21 protein-coding genes are annotated in these 24,595 nt (G+C 37.8%); 7 read left to right on the top strand and 14 right to left on the bottom strand.

The window, feature by feature from the left end; translation table 11 throughout:
• Positions 1-140: 140 nt before the first annotated feature.
• A complete protein-coding gene (locus U735_RS0113925) occupies positions 141-1,460 on the bottom strand; it encodes a hypothetical protein (RefSeq protein WP_031444408.1) in 1,320 nt (439 codons plus the stop codon).
• A gap of 483 nt (positions 1,461-1,943) precedes the next feature.
• Entirely contained in the window at positions 1,944-4,727 is a 2,784-nt protein-coding gene (gene uvrA / locus U735_RS0113920) for an excinuclease ABC subunit UvrA (RefSeq protein ID WP_031444407.1), read from the bottom strand.
• A gap of 242 nt (positions 4,728-4,969) precedes the next feature.
• On the opposite strand from uvrA, the gene U735_RS0113915 reads away from it, so the two are divergent.
• Both U735_RS0113915 and U735_RS0113905 read left to right on the top strand, forming a co-directional pair.
• A complete protein-coding gene (locus U735_RS0113915; protein WP_031444406.1) occupies positions 4,970-5,551 on the top strand; it encodes an RNA polymerase sigma factor in 582 nt (193 codons plus the stop codon).
• 736 nt (positions 5,552-6,287) lie between these two features.
• A complete protein-coding gene (locus U735_RS0113905; protein ID WP_031444405.1) occupies positions 6,288-6,869 on the top strand; it encodes an RNA polymerase sigma factor in 582 nt (193 codons plus the stop codon).
• 231 nt (positions 6,870-7,100) lie between these two features.
• Here U735_RS0113905 and U735_RS0113895 read toward each other — a convergent pair whose 3' ends face one another.
• Complete coding sequence (locus tag U735_RS0113895; RefSeq protein WP_031444404.1) at positions 7,101-7,766, bottom strand: endonuclease III domain-containing protein; 666 nt, start codon at positions 7,764-7,766, stop codon at positions 7,101-7,103.
• Positions 7,767-7,853: 87 nt separating this feature from the next.
• On the opposite strand from U735_RS0113895, the gene bcp reads away from it, so the two are divergent.
• Positions 7,854-8,303 carry a thioredoxin-dependent thiol peroxidase gene (gene bcp / locus U735_RS0113890; protein WP_031444403.1) on the top strand — a complete coding sequence of 150 codons (450 nt, stop codon included), beginning with the start codon at positions 7,854-7,856 and terminating at the stop codon, positions 8,301-8,303.
• A 74-nt stretch (positions 8,304-8,377) separates the two neighbouring features.
• On the opposite strand, the gene U735_RS0113885 is transcribed toward bcp, so the two are convergent.
• Positions 8,378-9,838: a nicotinate-nucleotide adenylyltransferase gene (locus U735_RS0113885; protein ID WP_031444402.1), complete on the bottom strand. Its 1,461-nt coding sequence runs from the start codon at positions 9,836-9,838 to the stop codon at positions 8,378-8,380.
• Positions 9,839-9,926: 88 nt separating this feature from the next.
• On the opposite strand from U735_RS0113885, the gene U735_RS0113880 reads away from it, so the two are divergent.
• Both U735_RS0113880 and U735_RS0113875 read left to right on the top strand, forming a co-directional pair.
• Positions 9,927-10,691, top strand: coding sequence for an MBL fold metallo-hydrolase (locus U735_RS0113880; protein WP_031444401.1), 765 nt, complete (start codon positions 9,927-9,929; stop codon positions 10,689-10,691).
• Between the two features lie 78 nt (positions 10,692-10,769).
• The gene (locus U735_RS0113875; protein ID WP_031444400.1) at positions 10,770-11,264 is read left to right on the top strand and encodes a hypothetical protein; all 495 of its coding nucleotides are present in this window, start codon (positions 10,770-10,772) and stop codon (positions 11,262-11,264) included.
• Here the strand turns inward: U735_RS0113875 and U735_RS0113870 are convergent.
• The 10 genes from U735_RS0113870 to U735_RS0113825 form a co-directional block, all read right to left on the bottom strand.
• Entirely contained in the window at positions 11,261-11,920 is a 660-nt protein-coding gene (locus U735_RS0113870; protein WP_031444399.1) for an alpha/beta hydrolase, read from the bottom strand. The genes U735_RS0113875 and U735_RS0113870 overlap by 4 nt on opposite strands.
• Before the next feature lies 1 nt (position 11,921).
• Positions 11,922-12,248, bottom strand: a complete 327-nt coding sequence (locus U735_RS0113865) for a hypothetical protein (protein ID WP_031444398.1) — start codon at positions 12,246-12,248, stop codon at positions 11,922-11,924.
• Positions 12,249-12,330: 82 nt separating this feature from the next.
• Positions 12,331-12,648, bottom strand: a complete 318-nt coding sequence (locus U735_RS0113860; RefSeq protein WP_031444397.1) for a DUF4870 domain-containing protein — start codon at positions 12,646-12,648, stop codon at positions 12,331-12,333.
• A 25-nt stretch (positions 12,649-12,673) separates the two neighbouring features.
• Positions 12,674-13,927, bottom strand: coding sequence for a dihydroorotase (locus tag U735_RS0113855; RefSeq protein WP_031444396.1), 1,254 nt, complete (start codon positions 13,925-13,927; stop codon positions 12,674-12,676).
• The gene (locus U735_RS0113850; RefSeq protein WP_031444395.1) at positions 13,924-15,846 is read right to left on the bottom strand and encodes a BatA domain-containing protein; all 1,923 of its coding nucleotides are present in this window, start codon (positions 15,844-15,846) and stop codon (positions 13,924-13,926) included. The genes U735_RS0113855 and U735_RS0113850 overlap by 4 nt, the downstream gene beginning before the upstream one ends.
• 130 nt (positions 15,847-15,976) lie before the next feature.
• Positions 15,977-16,984, bottom strand: a complete 1,008-nt coding sequence (locus U735_RS0113845) for a glycosyltransferase family 2 protein (protein ID WP_031444394.1) — start codon at positions 16,982-16,984, stop codon at positions 15,977-15,979.
• 97 nt (positions 16,985-17,081) lie between these two features.
• Positions 17,082-18,182, bottom strand: a complete 1,101-nt coding sequence (locus U735_RS0113840; RefSeq protein WP_051892151.1) for a family 20 glycosylhydrolase — start codon at positions 18,180-18,182, stop codon at positions 17,082-17,084.
• A 68-nt stretch (positions 18,183-18,250) separates the two neighbouring features.
• The gene (locus U735_RS0113835; RefSeq protein ID WP_031444392.1) at positions 18,251-18,937 is read right to left on the bottom strand and encodes an SGNH/GDSL hydrolase family protein; all 687 of its coding nucleotides are present in this window, start codon (positions 18,935-18,937) and stop codon (positions 18,251-18,253) included.
• Between the two features lie 38 nt (positions 18,938-18,975).
• The gene (locus U735_RS0113830; RefSeq protein WP_031444391.1) at positions 18,976-20,676 is read right to left on the bottom strand and encodes a phytoene desaturase family protein; all 1,701 of its coding nucleotides are present in this window, start codon (positions 20,674-20,676) and stop codon (positions 18,976-18,978) included.
• A 48-nt stretch (positions 20,677-20,724) separates the two neighbouring features.
• Positions 20,725-21,225 carry a hypothetical protein gene (locus U735_RS0113825; RefSeq protein WP_146032788.1) on the bottom strand — a complete coding sequence of 167 codons (501 nt, stop codon included), beginning with the start codon at positions 21,223-21,225 and terminating at the stop codon, positions 20,725-20,727.
• A 288-nt stretch (positions 21,226-21,513) separates the two neighbouring features.
• On the opposite strand from U735_RS0113825, the gene U735_RS0113820 reads away from it, so the two are divergent.
• On the top strand, positions 21,514-21,960 hold the full coding sequence (locus tag U735_RS0113820; protein ID WP_031444389.1) for a response regulator: 447 nt from the start codon (positions 21,514-21,516) through the stop codon (positions 21,958-21,960).
• A 4-nt stretch (positions 21,961-21,964) separates the two neighbouring features.
• Positions 21,965-24,451: a PAS domain-containing sensor histidine kinase gene (locus U735_RS25040; RefSeq protein ID WP_051892150.1), complete on the top strand. Its 2,487-nt coding sequence runs from the start codon at positions 21,965-21,967 to the stop codon at positions 24,449-24,451.
• Positions 24,452-24,595: the final 144 nt, after the last annotated feature.

Raw genomic sequence — 24,595 nt, 5'->3', positions numbered from 1 at the left:
ACTTTATTCATTGGACAGGAAGTTGTGGTTAACATTCAGACTTATGAGATTGGGAGCATTCAAAACTCCTTTATAAAGTAAAACCCCGCAGGAACGAATTCGCTACGGGGCTAAACAACTAACCAACCTAAAAACTATTTTTAATTACTTCTAGAACTTCTTCCTCTTGTGGAAGCTGTTGAAATTTTTCTTGCACTACCACTATTGGAGGATCTTGCCACCGTTCTTTTTACACTGCTTTTTGACTGTATATTTGGTCGTTTTACAGTAGTATTCCTTACAGATGAACCACTATTACTTCTACTTGAAGAACTTCTACTTATCGAAGTATTTCTTGGACTTCTGTTCACTTCCTTTTTTACCGTTGTCCTGGTATTACCGGAAGGTCTGGATACCACTGTTTTGCTCCTTGTTACAGAACTTCCGCTGCCATTACTACTCCTTGTAGTGGTTGTTCTATTTACGGTTCTTTGAACATTACCCTTATCATTTTGGCGAATCGAAGAACTTCTGGAAACCGATTTGTCATTTCTAGAACTGGGAGAACTGCTCCTTACTGTGGTACTTCTCTTTACGGTAGCGTTTCCATTGCTACGTTGAGTGGTAGATCTTGAAACATTATTGTCTCTGCCATTAACATTGTTGCTTCTGGATGTTGTACTTCTAGAAACAGTATTGCTATTTCTATAACCATCATTTCTACTTGTTACAGAACGGTTGGATCGCAGGTTACTGTTGTTTCTGTAACCATTATCCCTAACGGCAACTCTTTTGTCGTTTCTGTAAATGGTACTTCTCTTATGGTGATGCCCTTTATTGTATTTGTAATGGTGGCCTATTTTAGCATATGCTTTCCTGTAATTGTGATGATATGGTCTATAATAGGTGTATCTCACAGGTTCGTAATATCTTCTGTATGGGCTGCCGAATACCAGACCAAAGCCTATGGCCGGTCTTACAAAATAGCTGTGGAAAGGGCTGTACACATAATGTCTGTTGTAGATATTGATGAATCCCCTATGATGGCTGTAAAGTCCACGGTTATTATAGTATACATAAAGACCACCAACTCTGGATACCCTACCACTATTATAGTTGATATCTACATCCCCAATTTGGGTTACCCTACCGTAGTAGTCATAGTAGATGGGAACATTCTCAACTTGTATAACTGCACCGTAATCGTCATACTGTACATATGGGTTGTAATCGTAACCTGAATTAAAAGTAATATTGGTATGTCCAAAATTTACATTGGCATTTACGCCACCTCTATTGTCAATATAGAAATCGAACTCCCCATCAGGATAAACTGAAAATGTGATGCCATTTTCAACAAAAATAAATGAGTTATTATTTCTATAAGTATTGCTTGTGGCAACCTTATCTTCCACTGAAGCTGCCTTGGAACCTGAAGTACCTAATATAAGCGCTGTAAAAAGGAGTATTAAATTTCTCATGATATAAGGTTTTAATTTTGAATGCAACTATTTACATTCAATTTGTATATACCAAACAGCATGCCAAAAAATTAAATATCAATTTAACGTATTGATAATCAGTATAATATATTTTATTGTTTTATTGCCTTGTGCAATAAGTAGGTTGAATGAACAAGGAACTGTTGGGCAAAAAGCATCAGCCAATAGCCCGAAATCAGTCGTCAGTTATCAGTATCCAGTGGGCAATTGGCAGAGTTAATTAAATGGAAGCATCAAGCCTGAAACTGGAGATCAGTAGTTAGTTATCAGTAACCAGTAAATAGTATTCAGTATTCAGAAAACAGTGGGCAGTGGCCTATTTTTGGTATTGAAACATAAAACCTGTTAAAAGTAATCAGTATACAGTGGGCAGCAAAAAAATATTGAAAGTTCAAGGTTCAAGGGGGATAAGTAGTTCATTTAAGGGGCTATAAAAATCAAACTAAAAACCACGGACTAGATCTAGTTGGACAGTTTTTCTTTTAAATATTGTGCCGTGTAGGAAGTTTTGTTCTTTACCACAATTTCCGGGGTTCCCTGCACCAATAGTTGCCCTCCCTTATTGCCTCCGTCCGGGCCAAGGTCTATGATGTAATCGGCGCATTTGATCAAGTCTATATTGTGCTCAATTACGATTATTGAGTGTCCTTTGCCAATTAATGCGTCAAACGATTTGAGTAATTTTTTGATATCGTGGAAATGGAGACCTGTGGTGGGTTCATCAAAAATAAATAGGGCTTTGTCCTTGGTGTTCCCCTTTACCAAAAATGAGGCCAGTTTAATGCGCTGTGCTTCGCCACCCGAAAGGGTAGAGGAAGACTGTCCCAAGGTTACATAGCCTAGCCCAACATCTTGAAGCGGTTTTAGTTTGGTTACGATTTTGGATTGATTGTTTTTGTCAAAGAAAGCTACGGCATCATCAATGGTCATATTAAGGACATGATCTATATTAGCGTCCTCAAATTTTACTTCCAATACTTCCTTTTTAAACCTTTTTCCATTACAGATTTCGCATTCCAAATGTACATCGGCCATGAATTGCATTTCCACGGTAATCTCGCCCTCACCTTTGCATTTTTCGCACCTGCCACCATCAACATTAAAAGAAAAATGTTTGGCCTGATACCCTCTTAGCTTGCTTAATTTCTGGTTGGCAAAAAGATTACGGATATCGTCATAAGCCTTAATGTAGGTAACAGGGTTGGATCTGGAAGATCGACCAATGGGGTTTTGGTCAACGTATTCTACGTGCTTTAAAGATTGAAATTTACCTTCCATGGAGCTGTACTGCCCAGCTTTCTCTCCGTAGCCGCCGAGTTCCTTTAGGATTATAGGGTATAATAGTTTTTTTACCAAAGTACTTTTGCCACTGCCCGATACACCGGTAATGACGGTCAATACATTCAAAGGAAAAGTTACATCAATATTTTTAAGGTTATTTTCCCGAGCTCCTTTTATTTCTATGTAATTTTTAAAAGGCCTCCTTGTTTTTGGTATGGCAATTTCCATGGAACCATTTAGGTAAGCCGCTGTAAGGGAATTGGATTTAAGAATTTCATCCAAGGTACCATGGGCTACGACTTCCCCGCCATGCGTGCCCGCTTCCGGGCCAATATCGATTACCTCGTCTGCCGCCTTCATAATGTCCTCATCGTGTTCCACCACAATTACGGTATTGCCCAAGTCGCGCAAGGATTTTAGAACGGTTATTAAGTTTTCGGTATCTTTTGGGTGAAGGCCAATACTGGGTTCGTCCAATATATACATGGAGCCTACCAAACTACTGCCCAAGGAGGTTGCCAAATTTATTCGTTGACTTTCCCCACCGGACAGGGAATTGGATTTTCTGTTCAATGTTAAATAACTTAGTCCTACATTATATAGAAACCCCAATCGGCTTTCTATTTCCCTAAGTAATCTGCTGGCAATTTTCTCGTCGTTGGAACTAAGTTTAATGGCCTTAAAGAAGCGGATAAGGTCTTCTATAGGTAATTCCACAAGGTCGGAAATAGATTTCCCCGAAACTTTTACATAGTCTGTTTCCTTTCTTAGACGCCTTCCCTTACAGGTACTGCATTTGGTTTTACCTCGATATCGGGATAGCATTACCCTGTTCTGTATTTTATAGCTCTTTTCTTCCAGGCCTCCAAAGAATTTATGGATACCGGTAAAATAGCTGTTTCCATCCCAAACAAGTTGCTTTTGTTCATCGGATAGTTGATACCAGGGTTTATGGATTGGAAAATCAAATTTATAGGCCACATTCACCAATTCATCCCTGTACCATCCCATACTTTCCCCTCGCCACGGAAAAATAGCGTTTTCGTATACCGAGAGAGAGGTGTTGGGAATAACCAAGTTCTCATCTATGCCAATAACATCCCCATAGCCCTCACATTTGGGACAGGCCCCATATGGGTTGTTAAAACTGAACAAATGAACATTGGGTTCTAGGAATTGCATTCCGTCCAATTCAAACTTATTGCTGAAATGGGTATTTTGGCCCGTTGCAAGTTCCTGAACGATGCATTCGCCCTTTCCTTCAAAAAATGCCGTATCAATGGCGTTGCCCAACCTATTAAAAAAATCTTCGTCATTTTTATATATAATTCGGTCTACCACCAGTTCAAATTCCCGGCCTACATCCTTTAGGTCCTCATCTATCCTAACAACCTCTCCATTGTACAATATTCTTGCAAATCCCTGCTTGGAAAACAGTTGAAGCGATTTATAAGGGTCCCTATCGGCACTAATTCTAATAGGTGCAAGCAAAAGTAATTTTGTGCCTTCCCCAAAGGTTTTAATATGCTCTACCACGTCCGAAACGGTATGCTTTTTAACCTCATTGCCCGATATAGGGGAAAAGGTTCTGCCAATACGGGCGAACATTAATTTTAAATAGTCATAGATTTCCGTAGTGGTTCCCACGGTAGATCTGGGATTGGTAGAATTTACCTTTTGTTCAATAGCAATGGCCGGAGCTATACCTTTAATATAATCCACTTTGGGCTTGTCCAATTTTCCTAAAAACTGCCTGGCATAGGAGGAGAGACTTTCAACATATCTTCTTTGTCCTTCGGCATAAAGGGTATCGAAGGCCAGACTTGATTTTCCCGAACCGGACAGACCTGTAATGACCACTAGTTTATTCCGTGGTATTACAACGTCTATATTCTTTAAATTATGGAGCTTTGCCCCTTTAATTATAATATTATGCTTGGGATTAACGTCTGTTATAGTGGTCATGCTCGTATTTAAGTTTGCAAAGATACGATATGTGAGTTTTATTCGCTAGTAGCCTTTGTCCTACAACTAAATTATATTCATTGAAGGAAAGTAGTTTGATTCGATTTATTTTTTTTTATATTTGATGCATAATAAACCCTAAATAGCCTATACGTAACAAAATTACTTTTTTAAAATTTTGCTAAAAAATACACTTGTAACACAAACAGGTATGGAATTTTAGCCTCAAAAAAGTAATTTGTATGGAACTATTAATAGAAGATTCAGTATTAGTAAAAGACTACATGAACGGGGACGAAAGAGCCCTGGAAAAACTAATTGACCGACACAACCAGCGACTTAGCAGTTTTATTTATTCCAAAGTACAAGATCGGGAAATTACAGAAGATATTTTTCAAGATACCTTTATAAAGGTTATAAGAACCCTTAAGAAGGGTAATTATAATGAAGAAGGAAAATTTTTGCCTTGGGTAATGCGTATTTCCCACAACCTAATAATAGATTATTTTAGAAAGAATAAACGAATGCCCAGATTTGAAGGCAACAATGATTTCAATATATTCTCCATAATTAGCGATGATCAGTTAAATGCTGAAAGACGAATTATCAAAGACCAGATAGATCAGGATCTTACCCTACTTATCAAGGAATTGCCAAAAGATCAGATGGAAGTTTTGGAAATGCGCCTATATAAGGATATGAGCTTTAAGGAAATATCTGAAAATACAGGGGTAAGTATTAACACTGCCTTGGGCAGAATGCGCTATGCACTTATCAACCTTAGGAAGATTGTAGAAAAGAACAACATTATTTTAACGAATTAATAGGTCTTACAACCCCTTTTGGTTAATTTCTTCATAACACTTGCGTTATTTGACAATAACAATATATTATTATGGGGAAATTCAACGTTACTACAAAGAACAATTGTAAATTAATGTCTACACGCAGGTCCAAGATAGATTTTTTGTTGAATTACTCTAAATCCCTTTACATTATTAAAAGTGACAAGTGTAATGATGAATTGGATGAACATTGCCTAAACTAAAAACTTACAACAGTTTTACATTAGCTGTTAGGTCTCTACAGTGACGTAATGGTTACATAAGCAGATGGGCATGGCTTTAAAAGGCCATAGCCTGAAAGTAAACTCCCAATATTTTGTTTTCCAATAGATTGCATCTCCCATTACGTCTATAACCATACCTCCCTTTTATGGGCCAATTACAATAAACTGTACAGTGTTTTCTATATTCCTTATATTTAGGTGATATTATCTTTCCGGCAGCTGACAATAATAAATAGTTCCAACATTAATTTCTTCAGGCCCTTTCAACTTCAATTTTTCCAAATTATTATGCGTAAAATAAGAAAATTGGCATTTGACATCAATTAACGGGGGTTTTACAACATAGTTTTTTGCACAGCTTACCATTTATATACTTTTATCCTGTTACTAATTAACAATGAAGATTTAAAGTCTTCGAAAAAGAAGAAGTAATAAAAAAAGTCCGAACCGAAAGGTGAGGCCCCCTAGTTTAACCAAAAACAATATTTTGTATGGAACTGCAAATAGATGACTCAGTATTAGTAAAGGATTACATCAACGGTAATGAAAAAGCTTTAGAGGTTTTGATCAACAGGCACAACCAGCGTATTAGTAGCTTTATTTATTCCAAGGTATTGGACCGTGATGTTTCAGAGGACATTTTTCAGGACACCTTTATTAAAGTAATCAAGACCTTGAAAAAGGGAAATTATAGCGAGGAAGGCAAGTTTTTGCCTTGGGTTATGAGAATAGCCCATAACTTGGTAATAGATCACTTTAGAAGAAACAAAAGAATGCCAATGTTTGAGGGGAATGATGATTTTAATATCTTTTCCGTAATTGGTGATGATAAACTTAATGTAGAAAAACAACTTATCAAGGATCAAATAGATTCTGATCTTACCTTATTGATCGAAGAATTACCGGACGATCAAAAAGAAGTTCTTTTAATGCGTATTTACAGGGACATGAGTTTTAAGGAGATCTCTGAAAACACTGGGGTTAGCATCAATACAGCCTTGGGAAGAATGAGATACGCGCTTATAAACCTTAGAAAAATCATTGAAAAACATAATATCGTTTTAACGAATTAATAGGTCATAGGACGAACCGGACAATATTTCCATTTTAGTAGCGTTATCTTAACATAACAATACTATAATCTTATGGAAAAAATTTACTCTGAGAATCAACACAAGTGTAAACTTGCCAAAGCAAGTCCTGAAACTATTAAGTTTTTGATTGGCTATTCCAAATCTTTGCAAATAGTTGAATATAGTAATATTCAATTCGAAAATAATTTAAACTAGACTAAAAAATCCCAACTAAGCGTTGGGATTTTTTGTTTTGTAGTAGGCGTCCAAAACTTTTTTTCTTCCTATTGTTTTGGTTATTATGTCTTTTTCCAAATTCCACCCTCTTGCAGGGGAATATTCCCTTCCGTACCATATTATCTGTAAATGAAGGTCGTTCCATAATTTTCTCGGGAACAATCTTTTCGCATCTCTTTCAGTTTGTACTACATTTTTACCATTGGAAAACCCCCAGCGGTACATAAGTCTATGTATGTGGGTATCTACCGGAAAAGCCGGTATACCAAAGGCTTGGGAGACCACCACGCTTGCTGTTTTATGACCTACTGCAGGTAATTGTTCCAAAAGTTCCATTTCTTGTGGAACCTGTCCGTCATATTTTTCAATTAGGATTTTGGATAGTCCATAGATTCCTTTGGATTTCATTGGTGATAGTCCAACGGGCTTAATAATTTCCCTTATTTCTTCAGCTGTCATTTTTACCATGTCATATGGATTATCTGCCCTGGCAAAGAGTAAAGGCGTAATCTGATTAACCCTAACATCTGTACTTTGCGCAGATAATAATACTGCAATAAGTAGCGTATAAGGGTCTTTGTGGTCTAACGGAACTGGGATGGTTGGATATATTGTTTGTAAAGTTTCAATGGCAAAGTTTACTTTTTCCGCTTTCGTCATTTATTGCGTAATTTTATAAAAATATAAATATAGCAACGCCCATTCGTTTGGGTGTGTTTTAAATATAAATTTACTTAAAATTTAACTATGAAGACTTTAAAAGTAGGGGATAAGGTGCCCACATTTTCGGCCAAGGATGAAAACGGTAATATTATTAATCTTTCCGACTATAAAGATAAAAAGTTAATTGTCTTTTTCTATCCAAAGGCAAGTACTCCCGGATGTACGGCTGAAGCCTGTAATTTACGGGATAATTATGCCGAACTAAAAGCTGAAGGTTATGAGCTCCTAGGTGTCAGCGCCGATTCACAGAAACGTCAACTAAATTTTAAAAATAAATATCAATTTCCCTTTCCATTATTAGCGGATGAAGACCATACCGTCATTAATATTTTTGGGGTTTGGGGGCCAAAACAGTTCATGGGAAAAAAATATGACGGTATTCACAGAATGACTTTTGTAATTGATGGGGACGGCGTTGTAGAAAAGGTGATAGACAAGGTAAAGACCAAAGATCACGCTGCACAACTTCTATAAAGGGAGGTATATAAACAAGGGGCTATCCTAAATTAAAATATTAAGACAGCCCCTTGTTAAAGATTTTTGATGTGTTACACTTTTTCCTGTTCTTCCTCTATGGGTTTACGAATAAAAAGTTTCTTCTTTTTTATAATTTCCGCAATTCCCTCAGGAAGCACGGATTCCCAACCTTCTTCGCCGTTGATTATTTTTTTGAGAACATCCCTGGAGAAAACATGTAGTATTTCCGGGTCGTAATCTATAATGTCCATGACCTTGCCATTGTATTTGAAGAATTTGTACAATTCTTTCATTCTAGGATGGACTTTTATGGTGTTACTTGTCATAATTTGACCAGTCTCCTCATTGCGCATTGGATATAGGTAAACTTTAAGATCTTTAAAGAATAATTTACCAAATGCCTCTAGGATACCACCACTAAGATGGCGGTAGTATTTTTCATCAAAAATATCGACCAAATTGTTTACCCCCATGGTAAGGCCAATCTTGGATTTGGTATAATTGCTAAAATATTCAACGAGTTTAAAGTATTCCTGAAATTTCGAAATCATTACCGTGTGGCCCAAAGAACATAATAGTTCCGCCCGATCCATAAAATCCTGTTCGTCTATCTCTCCGGAAGCTCGAAGGTTGGAAAGGGTAATTTCAAAAATTACTACGGTATTCTCCTCCTCAACACTGGGCTCCCTGATGAATATTTCATAGGATTTTTTAAACATATCCATATTAACCTTGGTCACCGGTCTAAAGCTACCTCGTAAAGCCAAAATATTTTTTTTGTAAAGAATGGTCGCCGGCAAAAGATTATTGCCATCAGGTCCAAACATTACGGCATCGGTCATATCATTCTTAACAAGCTGTAAACTCATTAACCTGTTATCGACTTCTGCAAAATTAGGTCCAGAAAAATTAACCATATCTATTTCAACCGTATCCTTGTCAATATGGTCATAAAGGTATTTTAGTAATTTTCTAGGCTTGTCATATTTGTAAAATGCACCGTAAATAAGATTGACACCAACAATACCCAAGGTTTCCTGTTGCAACCTCGCTTCATTTTGTTTAAAGCGGATATGCAGGATAATTTCGTTTAATTCTTTTTGTTTGGGATCCAATTGGTAACGTATTCCGATCCATCCGTGCCCTTTGTATCTCTTGGAGAAATCAATAGTAGCAACCGTATTGGCATAGGAAAAAAACAATCTGTCGGGATGTTTTTCCCGGCTTATCCTATTGTCCATGTTTTCCATTTCATGGGCCAACATTTTTTTTAACCTGGACTGGGTTACATACCTACCGTCTTCCTCTATACCATAAATAGCATCACTAAAATCCTTATCGTATGCACTCATCGCTTTTGCAATGGTACCAGAAGCACCGCCCGACCTAAAAAAGTGCGCGGAAGTTTCTTGTCCTGCACCTATTTCAGAAAATGTACCGTAAATATCTGGATTCAAATTTATCCTTAAGGTTTTTGCCTTAATGGACGGAACATTGGTAAAAGCGATTTCTTTCTTAAAAATATTGGACATAGTGTCTTATTTGCTTGTAGCAAAGTTAAAAAGATTGAGTTATCTATTAAATAAAATAGTTATAAATTTGGATTAAATAGATATAAGATTGAAAATAACTTTTTTAGGTACTGGAACATCGCAGGGAATCCCCGTAATTGGGAGCAAACACCCGGTCTGTTTAAGCAATAATTCCAAGGATAAACGGCTACGGGTTTCGGTAATGGTTTCTTGGGATTCCTATAATTATGTAATAGATTGTGGCCCCGATTTTAGACAGCAAATGCTTGCCAATAATGTGGTAAAGATAGATGGAATTTTATTTACCCATGAACATTCCGACCATACTGCGGGAATAGATGATATAAGACCCTTTTTTTTTAGACAGGGGGATATTCCTATCTATGCCCATGAACGGGTTGTGACTTCGATCAAGGAAAGGTTCGATTATATTTTCGCCGATGAAAATCGATATCCAGGTGCTCCGGCCGTAGAGATCAATACCATAAAAAACAATAAACCTTTTAGGATCGGAAACTTAATGGCCATACCTGTGGAGGCGCAACACAATAGATTACAGGTTTTTGGGTTTAGAATACAGGACTTTGTTTATCTAACCGATGTCAAAAGCATGGAAAAAGTAGAAATGGAAAAAATAAAAGGGGTTAACACACTGGTAGTCAATGCCCTGAGGATAGAACCACACCATTCCCATTTTAATTTGGAGGAAGCCTTGGAATTCATCGATATCGTAAAGCCTAAAACGGCTTATTTGACCCATATAAGCCACTTATTGGGTTTTCATGATGAGGTGGAGAAACTGCTTCCAGAAAATGTGCATTTGGCATATGACAATCTGGTTATAGAGGTTTAAACAACCCTATAGAAGATGGTTCAGGGAAATATTTCAACTTAAAAATTAGTATTAAACCAATAAAAAGAAAATAAGGGAATGAAACATAAGATTTACTTGTATTTGTTCATATTCGTTTCACTGATAGCACTTTACCAATTTGTAAGTACCAATAATATGGTGAAGGCTAAAAACACAAAAATAGAGGCCCAGGAGGAGAAGCTTTCCCAATTGGAGGATTCCATACAGAAACTGCATATAAAGGTTTTGGACAACCAATATTTTTCTTTGGAAAACAATGATGATGCCTTGGCCTATTACGACCATTTAAATTTGAAGGATCCCAGTCTCTATATATCGGATAAATTATTGGAGACCAATGAAAGTAAAGGGGATAACCCCCTAATCCCTTATGAGGGTATGGAAAACGATTTCAAGATAAACAAGATCAAGATTTTAAACCATAAATGGATTTTGGCCGATTTCTCGGATGGGAAATATTGGGGCGAAGTATTGATCAAGTATGAACTTAAGGATGATCTGGGTGTGGATTTTTCTTTGATGGACCACTTATTGTACACCCGTAGCAATTAAATTTTATCCTGAAGCCATGTCTTGAAGGAGTAGAAATTTTGTGGGGCCACACCATGGCCTACCGGGAATTCCTCATATACATGGTCTATGTTTAGATTATTTAAAATACCGGGGGCTTGTTGGGCCCAAGCAACAGGGATTACCTGGTCTACACTTCCGTGGGAGGCATAGATCTTTAAATTTTTGAAGTTGTTTCCCTGATAGTTCTTCAACATAAGGTTTTCATTGATATAGCCACTTAGGGCTATTACATTCCTGACCAACTCAGGGTAGGATAGGGCCACCGCATAACTTAGTATGGTACCTTGACTGAACCCTAATAGGGTCACATTTTTTTCGTCCAAGCCATAGGTTTTGCAAGCTTCCTCTATAAACACTTTAATTTTATCCCTGGAAAGGACTGCTTCTTCCTCATTGTTCCATTTGCCTTTTTCGGCTTCAAAGTTAATGGCATACCATGCATTACCATAGGGTTGCATAGGGTAGGGGGCCCTTACGGATATGATACAAAGTTCTTGAGGCAGTTCTGAGGCAAAGGAAAACAGATCTTCCTCGTTGCTTCCATAGCCGTGGAACATGAACAGCACGGGAGGCTTGCCTTCGGTAATATTTGATGGTCTAATAAGATGTTCCAATGAAAGGGGAGCTGTAGTCATTCTAAGATATAAAAGTGAACCATTTTTGAAAATAGGGACCAAGTACGGGCACCTCTTGTTTCTTGTTGTTCAGGGCTCCGAGAAAGCCATAGAACCAAAGTACTATATAAAAAACGTAGAGGCCATACCAGGCATATTCGTTGTACCAATTACTTAAAAAAAGAGCAAAGCCAAGGAAAACGAGATGTAATCCAAAAGCCTGTCGGGTATGAAACCGGGCAAACTCGTTCTTGGGATCCGAATTCATCGATATGGCAATCAACGCCCCTACCATAGTGAGGTAAGCTACAATTGCCGTAGTCTTTCCTTCCTTAATTACATTATCCATAGAGGCAAAGTTAGTCAAGTTTAAAATTTGAACAAAAAAAGAGGCCCTTATTAGACCTCTATGAATTTATTGATCCTAATAATTATTCTCCAATAGATCCAATAATTGGTAATTTTTCCAATTTGCCATTGTAGGCATTAATGGCTCCCATTACAGCCAAAACCCATGGGGCCCACTGTAATATTCTAAGGAATCCCATCCCCATTGTAACAGCTATAAGTCCAAGGACAATAGAAAGTGCAATGGCCAAGATCCACACCCTTAAAGATTGTCCAATATGGAATTTGACAAATTCATTTTTTTTATCACTGTTTACTATAAAGGCAATAAGCAGACCAATAACAGTAATATAACTGATTAATGCCATAGTTTTTCCCTCACTTATAGTTTTCTGGTCCATGGTTTAGATTTTAGTTCCTATAAATTTAGTTAATTATTTGATTGTTGGAAACAATTCCATAAACCTTTCCTTTAAGTTTACTTCCCACAAAACAACTATTCTTTGAATTGGATAAAATGTCCTCATCTTCAAAGGTATATTCCTGATCGGGGTCAAATAGGGTAAGCGCTGCATTTTCACCTACTTTCAGCACAGGTGTTTCAATACCATATCTTTCGCGACCTTTGGTCAAAAGGGAAATGGTGGTATCAAGATCAAAAATTTGATTTAACATTCCAAAAGCGCTTTCTAGGCCTATGGTGCCGTCCGAGGCATTATCGAATTCCACTCTTTTGTGCTCAATATCCATAGGTCTATGGTCTGTGGTAACAAAATCTATGGTTCCATCCTTTAGTCCCTTAATCAAAGCCTTGCGGTCTAATTGGGTTCTAAGTGGAGGCATCAATTTAAAGTGGGAATCGAACTCTGTCAAAGTATCATCGGTGAAGCATAGGTTGTGTACTGCCACGCTACAACTAACATCCAATCCCTTTTTTTTGGCTTCCGCAATGAGTTTCACAGAATTGGCCGTTGAAATAGTGGGGATGTGTAGTTTTCCTCCCGTATATTCCAATATGAACAGATCCCTGACAATATTTAGCTCCTCGGCTAAATTGGGAATTCCTTTTAACCCCAATTTTGTAGATACTTCACCTTCATTGACTATTCCTTTTCCGGCAATCTGCAGATCCATAGGAAAAGAATGTACAAGTCCATTGAAATTATGGGCGTATTGCAAGGCAATTTTTAAAAGGTTCGAGTTCCTTAAAGGCAATTTGTAATCATAAAACCCAACGGCACCGGCGGTTTTCATATCATATAGTTCGGCCAAGCTTTCTCCTTCAGACTTAACGGTCAAAGTTCCCAAAGCATGAAGGGTAGTGGCCGCATTTTTGGAGGCATTCTTCAAAAAGACAATATCCGAGCTGCTATCGGGAAGGGGATTGGTATTGGGGTTTAGGACAATATCCGTAAAACCGCTCATTGCGGCTGTATATAGGCCATTTTCAATGGTTTCCCTTTCCTCATAGCCCGGTTCGCCAAAACTTACGCAAGAGTCGAACCATCCAAGGGATACATGTAGGTTCTTATATTGGATGACCTTAGTTTTTCCTTGAACATCCAAATTGGCAGCAATATCTTCAATTACCCCATTTTTTATAAATATATCGCGCTTTTTTAAATGAAGTTCCTTGTTGTTAGGAGCAACTATCTTGGCAGATTTTAAAAGTATGTTCATTTCAGAAATTTTTGGATAAGAACCTCAATAAATATAAATGCTAATGCTAAAATAACAAACCATTTCCAAAGCTCGTTGACGCTATTGTCTTTTTCTATATTTTGGAACAATGCTTCAACATTGTCATTTTTACCACTAGCTTTGAGTTCATCGAGATCCATATATTGTAACTGGCTTTCCGCCCTTGGAAAGTTGAAGCTGATGTGCTTAACTACCTTTCCTTCGTCCGTTATATCGTATATCCCGGAGACCTCAGGATAATCATCAAAAGTTAAGGTGGTTTTGTTGGTATAGGACTGTTGAAAGGGTATAAATTCGAAATCTTTTTGGGACACTTTCAAAATCCTATCTTTTGTAAGATCAATAGGAATATCAACAGTGGTTTTGCCACCTATCATCTCATAAATCTTCGGAATTTTAAGACTTGCCATACCCATGTTGTACAAGGTGGGGACAATTAAGGGAGAATTTAAAATATTTGAATTTTCCTTGGATATCGATGCTGTAAATAAATAAAAGCCGTCTTCCCCTACCAGAAATGGATCACCACCTTGGTAAGAAAGGATTTTTGGTATGGCCGATTTAGTAGTATAGAATGATTTGACGGAGGGGTATTGGAAATTGGTTACTTCTTTTTCGAATACATTTTTATACAGGGGATGGGCAAAGGCAATCTGACTAATTTTTCTTTCTTCCGTAACCGAAGAAAGTAACATAGTATTGGAAAGTCCCATCAAAAAGGAATTGTAATTTTCCAAATCAATTTGGCCACTTGGAATAATTACTAAGCTGCCTCCGGTATTTTTAAATGCTTGCAGGGCATTTTGCAAAGCTACGGGGATGGAGTTAAGTTCATTGAGTATAATCAAATTTTGTGATTCCAAAAGGCTGTAATTCAGTGACTTTAAGCTTAAGTTGGAATACTGAAATACCTCCTCCCCAAAAATACGCCTTAAATAATTATTATCGGCATCCCCTATGGATAGTACTTTAATTTTATCTTGTTTGCCTAAATTGAAGTAAAGATTATTGTCATAATTAAGTCCTGAATCGGAGATTACAATTTCTCCATTTATAAGTTCGTTTGCCGGAATGGTGAAAATTACCTCGCCTTTTTTATTCTTATTGAAGGTGACCGATGTTTTTGCAATTAATTTTTCTCCATTGTATAGGGAAACAGGAGAATTGTCCAATTCTGTATTGGTAGAGAGAATGCTTTTTAAATCCAAATTATCTGAGGATATGGAATTGATAAAAACAGTATCAATTGAAATATTGACTAGGTTCTCCGGTGCCAATTTTACCAAATGTCTATTTATATCGGGAAGCGAGTCTGTAATGGGTGTGTTGATACTTATTTGAAAATCGGAAATCAAGACCAGATCTTTTCGCGTGCCTTCAGTTCCGGAGAACAAGGTTTTGGCCTTTAAATTAATTTCTTTAAGCTTTAATTGGTTCTTGGAATAGGGCAGGGCAAGCAAATCATTTTTGATGTCGCCAATACGGACTTCCCGATATATTTTATCGTTGGTAAAAAGTGTAAAAACATTTTCCTCAGGAACAGATTTTAGTATCCCTTGAACCATATTTTCCAATAAGGTAGCTGTTCCCATTTTGGCCTGCATACTTAGGGAATTATCAAGGTAAATGACTGTTTCGTTGTTTTTTAGCGCAGATTTCCCTGGAATAAAGGGTTGGGCAAAAGCAATTATAAGTGCAGTTAGGAGCAATAGTCGGGTAATTAAAAGGAGCCATTTTTTTAATGAGTTGCTCTTCCTGGATTCCGCCACTACTTTTTTTAAGATTTTTACATTAGTAAATGGGGTTTTCTTAAATCTACGTAGTTGAAAAAGGTGAATAAAAATAGGAATAAGGAGAAGTAAAAGGGCCCAAAGCAGTTCCGGATGTTTAAAAAGCATTCCTAAATTTAATTTTTCAAATATAAGAAAAGAATTTCGAGGCAGTCTTAAATTTATTGTCCATCTGTGGGCTAATTAAGTTATTGGAAATAGGAGGAATATTTTTTAAAGATGAGGCTCAATATTAAGTTCAGCAAAAAAAGAAAAAGTCTTGTACAGTTTTTTCTCCCTGTGCCAACAAATATTCCTTTATAAATTCCTGCGCTTCTTTGTTGGCAACAGTAATTAAAATTTGGGCATTTTGTAGATTGTTTATTTCTAGATAGTGATCCATCTTTTTATCATGAATATCCAAACCAATCTTATTGGAGTTGTTGCATACCCATGTAAAAGCTATGTTTTTTTTTAGAAGTTTTTTGGCCAGGGATTTCCCTTTGTTACCTGCACCCCATAGTACCAAAGGGCTTCGATTGTCATGGTCAAGTTTTAGGAAATAATGGAGTTTAATGTCCAAAAAATAGTTTTGGGCATAGTGTTCACTGGTTCGGGATGTTCTATGGCCATAATCGCGCCAATAGTGGAGAAGCTCATTGGTTGGAATACATTTTAGACCCTGCCCATAAAAACGGAAGGCTAGGTCGTAATCTTCAGGATAGCGGTTCGAAGCAAATGCCCCGGCCTTTTCCAAATCTTTCCTATCTACCATCCAACATGGGGAGGGTATTACACATTCCTTATATATTTCAGAATAGTTTAATCCCTTTTCCGTTAAGCGGTTCAACCATTTTTCATAACTCTTGTAACCATCCCCAACCCCCTCTTTTGAAAAGTATTTCACTTTTCCTAGAGCTACATGTCCCTGTCCATGGTTTTTAAGGGAATTAACCATGGTTTCCAATTTATTTGGGGACATAACGTCATCAGAATCCATTCTGGTTATATAGGTGCCCTGGGAATGCGAATAGGCTGTTCTAAGGGCTTCAATAATTCCCTTGCCTTCATTTATCAATACCTTGATCCTGGTATCCTTTTGTGCATATGAATACATGATATCCAAACTATTGTCGGTAGAATGGTCATTTACAGCCAGAATTTCCCAGTCTTCATGTGTTTGGTCGATGATGGATTGTATGCAGTCCGGTAGAAATTCCGCGGTATTTTTATAAGGAATAAGAATGCTGATACTACTTTTATTCATTTGTCAAAAGTAGAAATATATTTCGCTATATGGTCAATTAAGGCTTGGGAATTAAGTGTTTTGGATAGCGGATGACCCAGGCAGTTTTATGTAAAATCTAATTGACGTTTTTACCAATTCTTTCTACATCCTTTATTGCGGCCATCATTGCCCTAAAACAGACTTCTTGGGTAACTGGATTGATTTCTTTGTCCTTTTGGGTATGATAGCTTTTTATGAATTCACTGGCAGAAGACCAAACTGTATGCATCATACCCAAAAAGTGTTCCTTCATTTCCGGAGTTGCGTTTTCTTTAAATTTATACATCATATTAACCTGTTCTTTGGCAACGTCTGGCTTCTTCCAAGGGCAGGCTACAACATCCAATCCCTTAAGGGCAAATAGGGCAGGGGTTGGTAATGCCTTTTCATAATGCCAGTCGCAAATCACTACAGATTTATCAATTAGGTCTATGGCCCTGGAAGTGTTGTTCATACTGGCCTCCCACATTCCGATGCCGGAAGTGGATGCATCTATTAAACGATCGCCCCAAATCCAAAGTCGCTTGTTTTTGATCTCCAAATGTCGACTTATTTTATTAACCTCATTCGCAAATATTGTAGCAGGATCTTTTCCTTGGCAACGGGGGCATTTTTCATCCGCTATGTAAAATACCTCGTCCATTCCTGCGTGAAAGGCTTTGGCTTCGAAGACGGAAATAATTTCATCTACCAGATCAAACACCACATCGTGCACCTCCGGATGTAACGGGCAATAACTTTTGCAGTAGAGTCCATCAGCATTGGGCCATTCATATTTTTCAGGTATTTTAATATGTGGCGTTTCATCAAATTCGGGATATACTTCCAGTAGTTTATTGGTTTTTTCTGCCCAACTCTGATGTCCGAATAAATTTACTTGGGGAATTAGATTTATATGGTGTTTTTTGGCAACAGCTACCAATTCCTTTATTTGTTCCTTAGACAATGGGTTATTGCCCCTTAATTCCGGTCTTGATTCATAGGCATAATTAAAATCTACCCGAAGTACTAAGGTGTTGATGCCAATAGGACCCAATTCTTCATCAACGAATTTCACAAACTCGGTTACACTATCAGCATTGGGCGCGGCTATACAAAGTCCCTTTACCTCAAAAATATCTTGTGCATGGCCCAAACAAATACTTGTATACAAAAATATAAAGAGTAGTTTTCTCATTCTTAGCCGGGATTTAAATTAAAAATACCTCACAGAATATTTTTTTCAAAAGGTAAGAAAATCCAACCCTATTGCAAAGCTCGTCTTATTGCTTCTTCCACCAATGGTTCCATAACGGCGTAACCCTCGGGGGTAGGATGAACCTCATCATGAGCGTATTCTTTTGGAAGTCCGTTTCTATTATCAGCCATTGCTGTATAATAGTCAAGATATATATGACCATTTGCTTCCGTATATTCTTTTAGAAGTTTGTTGAGTGCAGGTATTTTTTCATTGGGATTTAATCCAGGTTTCCATGGGTAATCGAAGGCAGGAAGTACGGAGGAGATAATAACCTTAATATCGTTGGCCCTGGCAAGTTCTGCCATGGACTTTATATTGTCCAATATCATTTTTGGAGTTGAAGGTCCTGTATTTCCGGCAATATCATTGGTTCCTGCCAAAATAACCACAACTTTAGGCTTCAGGTCAATTACATCTTGTCTAAAACGCAATAACATCTGGGGTGTAGTCTGCCCACTAATGCCTCTGTTGATATAGGTTTTCCCTTCAAAGAACTCCGGCCTTTTGTTCAGCCAGCCTATGGTAATGGAATTGCCCATGAATACCACACGATTTTCATTGGGAGCCGGCATTCCCACCTTTTTGTTATCTTCTGAAAAGTGCTCTAGATTGGGCCAATCCTGTCCATAACTATTGTTCATAGTGAAAACGGTTAGTGCAAATAACGCCATTGATAATTTTAATGCTTTCATATTGATAAAATTGATTGGAAGATATGTTAATATTTAAATTAGGGTTGGGTTGTTATGCTTTTTTTATTTGATAGTCGTCTCGCTTTTCTCAAATTTATTTTTTGTTGGATATCTTTTGGATAGCCGGAATGGTCTTCTGCTTCAAAGATCCTGATGTTTTGGGAATCATCTGGTTTTATTAGATCATCCTGTCTACAATTTAGAATGGCGGCTGCCGTTTGGACCCCGGAATAGCTAGCGCCGGCCAGTCCATGGGATTGGATACTTGCACCGCACATATACAAATTTTCAATTTCGCTCTTAGCCTTGAACGCAAAGGGACCTATCTGTCCAAAACTCTTTTCGGTACCATAAACGCTGCCATTGGTAGCATTCAAGTAGTACTTGTTGGTGATGGGTGTTCCCAATTCTTTGTGAACAATATGATCACTAATACCTGGTAGGGCACGTTCCAAGGTATTTATCATTTTACAGGTCAATATTTCCTTGAATTCCAAATATTCCTGTGATCGCTGTTTATCCTCTTTGTTAAATTTGGAGAATGAATCGGGATTAATATAGGTAATGACTTCAAGGGAGTGGTGTTTTCCATCGAAACTTGTGGGATCTTTTAGCGTGGTACAGCTAATGAACAATCCAGGGAACACCTTACTTTTGGTGATATCAACCGCGGTCATCTCTTCGTAAATGTCATCCATATCCCTATTGTCCATCAACCATATATTGCCCGAGTCCATTCCTAATTTTCGAACATCCGTGTCAACGGTTAGAAAAAGCATTAAGGAACTACAGGAATACTTTGTTTTTTTTAGCTTTTTAAGAAGCTTGGCACTTAGGTTTTGTTCTTTCACCAAGTTCAAATAGGTAATCCCTGGGTCAGCATTGGAAATGATTCGGGTCGCATATATTTTCTCTCCATTTTTCAATTCCACCCCAATGGCTTTTTTCTTTTTATCCCCTTTCAAAAGAATGCTTTTTACGGCTGTACCTGTACGTATAGTTCCACCATTTTTTTGTAATGCCTTGGTCATGGCTTTTACAATGGCAGCTCCGCCACCCATAGGGTAGTAGCCACCGCTAAAATAATGGTCCATAACAGCACAGTGCAAAGGGAAACTCGCCTGAGATGGAGCCAATCCGTGATCTCCCCATTGTATATTGAGTACTTTTTGAAGTAGGGGGTCTTTTATATGCCAGTTAATAACCCGCTTTAAGCTGAACAGCGCAAACTTGCCCATATGCTTGGTTCTAAAAGGGATGGTGATATGGTCCCAAAAACCGTTTATCTTGGGTATCAGTTGTATTTGTCGGGAAACGTTCCTGACCAGCTTCAAATAATGATCGATACGCTTTTTTTCCTTAGGGAACCTATACCCAAGGGAAGTGTTCAGATCATTGAAATTTCCCGGCAGGTCAATTCTTTCTTCTCCAATAAAACAGTGCTCATATCCCTTGGGATTCATTCTAAAAAAAACCAGATCATTGGCCACGCCCAATCCCTCATACAGGGTTCTTGTAGACTCTCCTTCGCCGAGCAGTCCAACATAATGGACTCCTGGAGAAAAACGGTGGCCGTTTAAATAGAAGCTATGGCACCAGCCACCAGGAACATCGTGCTGTTCCAATACCAATACCCGCTGACCTGCTTTGGATAGACAAATGGCTGCAGATAATCCGCCGGCACCAGATCCTATAATAATCGTATCTATACTGTTGTATATTTTATTTTTGATGCCCATTGTATAGGTGTTACATATGCCAAGCTATTGGTAATATCCAATTTTAGTTTATTTAATTTCCCCGTTTTCTTGTTGGAAAAACTGTTGGTCCTTTAATTTTAATTGCAACTCGTTTATAACCTTGTCCTTGGTGGGCCTAAGCTTAAAAAGATAAAGAATTAAAAGTAAGGAAATAACCAGATAAAAAATGTGGTTATTCAACCTAAATGCAATAGTACTCAATATTGCTGCACCCTCTATAAAAGCATATCTTACCACACATGCCTGTAGATAGAGCATCAATTTGCTTTTTAAAGAGTTAAGTTTTGTTAAGTCCTTTAATTGTTTGCCAAAAACGTAGTTGCTTATAAAATAGCTCAACATGGCAATGGTTGGGACAAGATATATAAATACATTATTGTCTTTGGTAAAATCTATCAAAAAACCTTCCCCGGTTGCATAGATGAAAATGGTAAACAACAAAACTCCAATAAGCAATGCAGCATGTATGAATATAAGAGTGTTAAGATATGCCTTGGGAGTTAGGGTTTTGATTTTGGAATTGTTCATATGGCATTCTAAAGTACAGTGGAGCTTGGCAATGCCATAACTAATGAAATTTGTATTAACAACACATTTGTTTTTAAAGGTATAAGCCTTTCCGTATAAATGCAAGGAAGTTGAGCCAAAAATAATCGAAGGTCCAAAAGATCCATTATATTTTGTATTCAAGAGACCAATGAATATGCCCTTTATAAACAATTTCAGTCTAAATTTAATTGGCCATTATTTTTGTTTATTTTTACCTAAATGGAATTAAGGGGTTAAGGTTAATTTCATTATCTAAATCAATTATACATGGCCAATAGCGATTTTCAAATACTTCTTGCCGACGATGATGAAGACGATTGCATGTTTTTTAAGGAAGCTTTAGATGAGCTTGCTTTGTGTGCAACATTGAAAACGGTTAACAATGGGGTAGAGCTAATGGATTTTCTTGAAAATAATTTACCCAACCTACCACAAGTGCTCTTTCTGGATTTGAATATGCCCCGAAAATCGGGAACGGAGTGTTTATTGGAAATAAAGCAATGTGAAAAATTTAGGCATCTGCCCATAATAATATATTCCACTTCTTCCAATATTGATGTCATGGACCAACTATACCGCCAAGGCGCACAATACTATATTAGGAAACCAGCCGATTTTTCAAATCTTAAAAGAGTAATAAGTAGGACGATCGAACTGATAAAACAAAAAAGAGTACTACAAGCCTCTAGAGAAGAATTTGTGATACAACCTTAAGTAAATGAAACTGAACCCAACCCATAAAGCAAATAATCTCTCGTTCCTTGAGAATAGTGGCCAAATGGGCGAGATTATTAGGGAGATGGACTGGGATAAAACAACCCTGGGGCAAATAAGTGATTGGCCTATAAGTTTACGTACTACCCTGGCCATAATTTTGCACTCATCCTATCCTATGTTTCTTTTTTGGGGTGATGAGCTTATCTGTTTTTATAATGATGCTTACAGACCAAGTCTAGGGATAGAAGGTAAACATCCGGCTATTGGAAAAAAAGGCAAAGAAGTTTGGCCAGAGATATGGGATTTTATAGGTCCCTTGATCAATGAAGTAGTAAGTACCGCAAAACCGGTTTCATATAATGACCAATTGGTGCCATTTTACCGCAATGGGAGCATGGAGGACGTATATTGGACCTTCTGCTACAGTGCCGCTTTTGATGATTTTGGCAAGGTTAATGGCGTAGTTGTTACTTGCACAGAAACTACCGAAACCGTAATTACAAAAAAAGAATTACAGGAAAGTGAACGCAGGCTTCGCACAATGATTGCACAAGCACCTGTAGCGATAGCTATATTTCAGGGCAAGGACCATGTAACCGAATTGGCAAATTCCCTTGCACTGGAAATGTGGGATAGAATGGAGGGTGAAGTATTGGGAAGACCAATTCTGGAAGCCATGCCAGAACTTGAATCGCAAGGTATTAAAGAGTTGCTGGACGAGGTTTACAACACTACCAAAACTTTTTCTACTTCAGAATTTCCCGTGCAAATCATGAGGAAGGGAGAATTGAATATGGCTTATCTCAACTTCAGCTTCGAACCACTATTAGATAATACTGGGAAAATTGAAGGAATAATGGCCTTGGGCATTGAAGTTACAGATCAAGTAATTGCCCGAAAAAAAATAGAGGAAAGTGAAAAAAAATTCAGACTACTGGCCGATTCGCTTCCTCAATTTGTATGGACCGCAGATCCAGAAGGCAATTTGAATTATTTTAACCAATCGGTTTTTGAATTTTCTGGATTGTCGCAAGATCAATTAAAGAAGAAAGGATGGTTACAGATGGTGCATCCGGACGACAGGAAAAGAAATTTTAAAACATGGGAGAACTCGATTGCCACAGGGAAGGATTTTATACTGGAGCATCGTTTTAGGAGACATGATGGTGAATACCGATGGCAGTTGAGCCGTGCCAAGCCGCAACGCAATGATGACGGAATTATACAAATGTGGGTAGGTAGTAGCACCGATATACAGGAACAGAAAATTTTCCTTGATGAATTGGAGAGACAAGTTCAGGAACGTACTGCCGAGCTGTTGGAATTGAACGAGTCGCTTAAAAAAAGCGAACAGCGCTACCACCTAATGGTAGAGGAAGTGCAGGACTACGCCATTCTTTATTTGAACCCGGATGGAATTGTGGAGAACTGGAATACGGGGGCAGAAAAAATTAAGGGCTATAAAGCAGAGGAGATAATCGGTAAGAATTTTTCCAACTTTTATACAGAGGAGGATAGAAAGAGCGGACTTCCCAATAGATTATTGGGCCTGGCTGCCAGAAAGGGGAAAGCAGTACAGGAAGGGTGGCGTGTAAGAAAGGATAATACATTGTTTTGGGCAAGCGTGGTAATCACTGCAGTACATAATGAAAAAAAGGAGGTAATAGGGTATTCAAAAGTAACCCATGACCTTACTGAGAAGAAAGAATCGGATGATGCACTTAAGGAAAAGAAGGCCGAGCTGGAACAAAAGAACATTGAACTGCAGAAAATGAACAAGGAACTACAATCCTTTGCTTACATATCAAGTCATGATTTGCAGGAGCCTTTAAGAAAAATTCAAACGTTTGCTTCCAGGATAATCGAAAAGGATCAGGATACCCTTTCCGAAAATGGAAAATATCTATTTAAAAGGATGCAACTTTCCGCAGAACGGATGCAGTCTCTCATAGATGATTTGTTGGCCTATTCCCGCACACACAATTTGGAAGGCGATTTTGAAAAAACCAATCTTAATCTAATCATTGAGCAAGTTAAACAAGACTTAAGCGAGGAACTTCTTCAGAAAAATGCCATTATCGAAACGGATAAAGCTTGCATGGTCAGTATAATTCCATTTCAATTTAAACAGCTCTTTTATAATCTGATAAGTAATTCCTTAAAGTTTTCAAAACCAGAAGAACCGGTCTACATAACTATGAAAAACGAGTGTGTTAGTGGTAATGTATTGGAAGGGCAAAACTTTGATGACGACACTAAATATTGCCATATCACTTTTTCGGACAATGGGATAGGCTTTGAACAAAAATACAGTGAAAAGATCTTTGAATTATTCCAGCGCCTTTATGGGAGAACAGAATATCCCGGAACAGGCATAGGACTAGCTATTATTAAACGTATTGTAGAGAATCACCGTGGCGTTATTACGGCGCAAGGAGAACTGGGCAAGGGTGCCACTTTTAATATATATCTTCCGTTGGAGGACTAAAAGACGCTAATTTTATCTTTTACACCCTGAAGCTATGGAGCAGCTGAGATTAGAATATATCTTCTCATGTTTGGGGTTGAGCACCAGTCCACTAAATTTAACCAATGGGATAAGTTTAGATAGTAAGTACCATGTGTACAATTG

This window comes from Arenibacter algicola (assembly GCF_000733925.1).
In the GTDB taxonomy this organism is placed as follows: domain Bacteria; phylum Bacteroidota; class Bacteroidia; order Flavobacteriales; family Flavobacteriaceae; genus Arenibacter; species Arenibacter algicola.
Note: the sequence above shows the minus strand (reverse complement) of the source record. Positions and strands in the feature narration are given on the sequence as shown.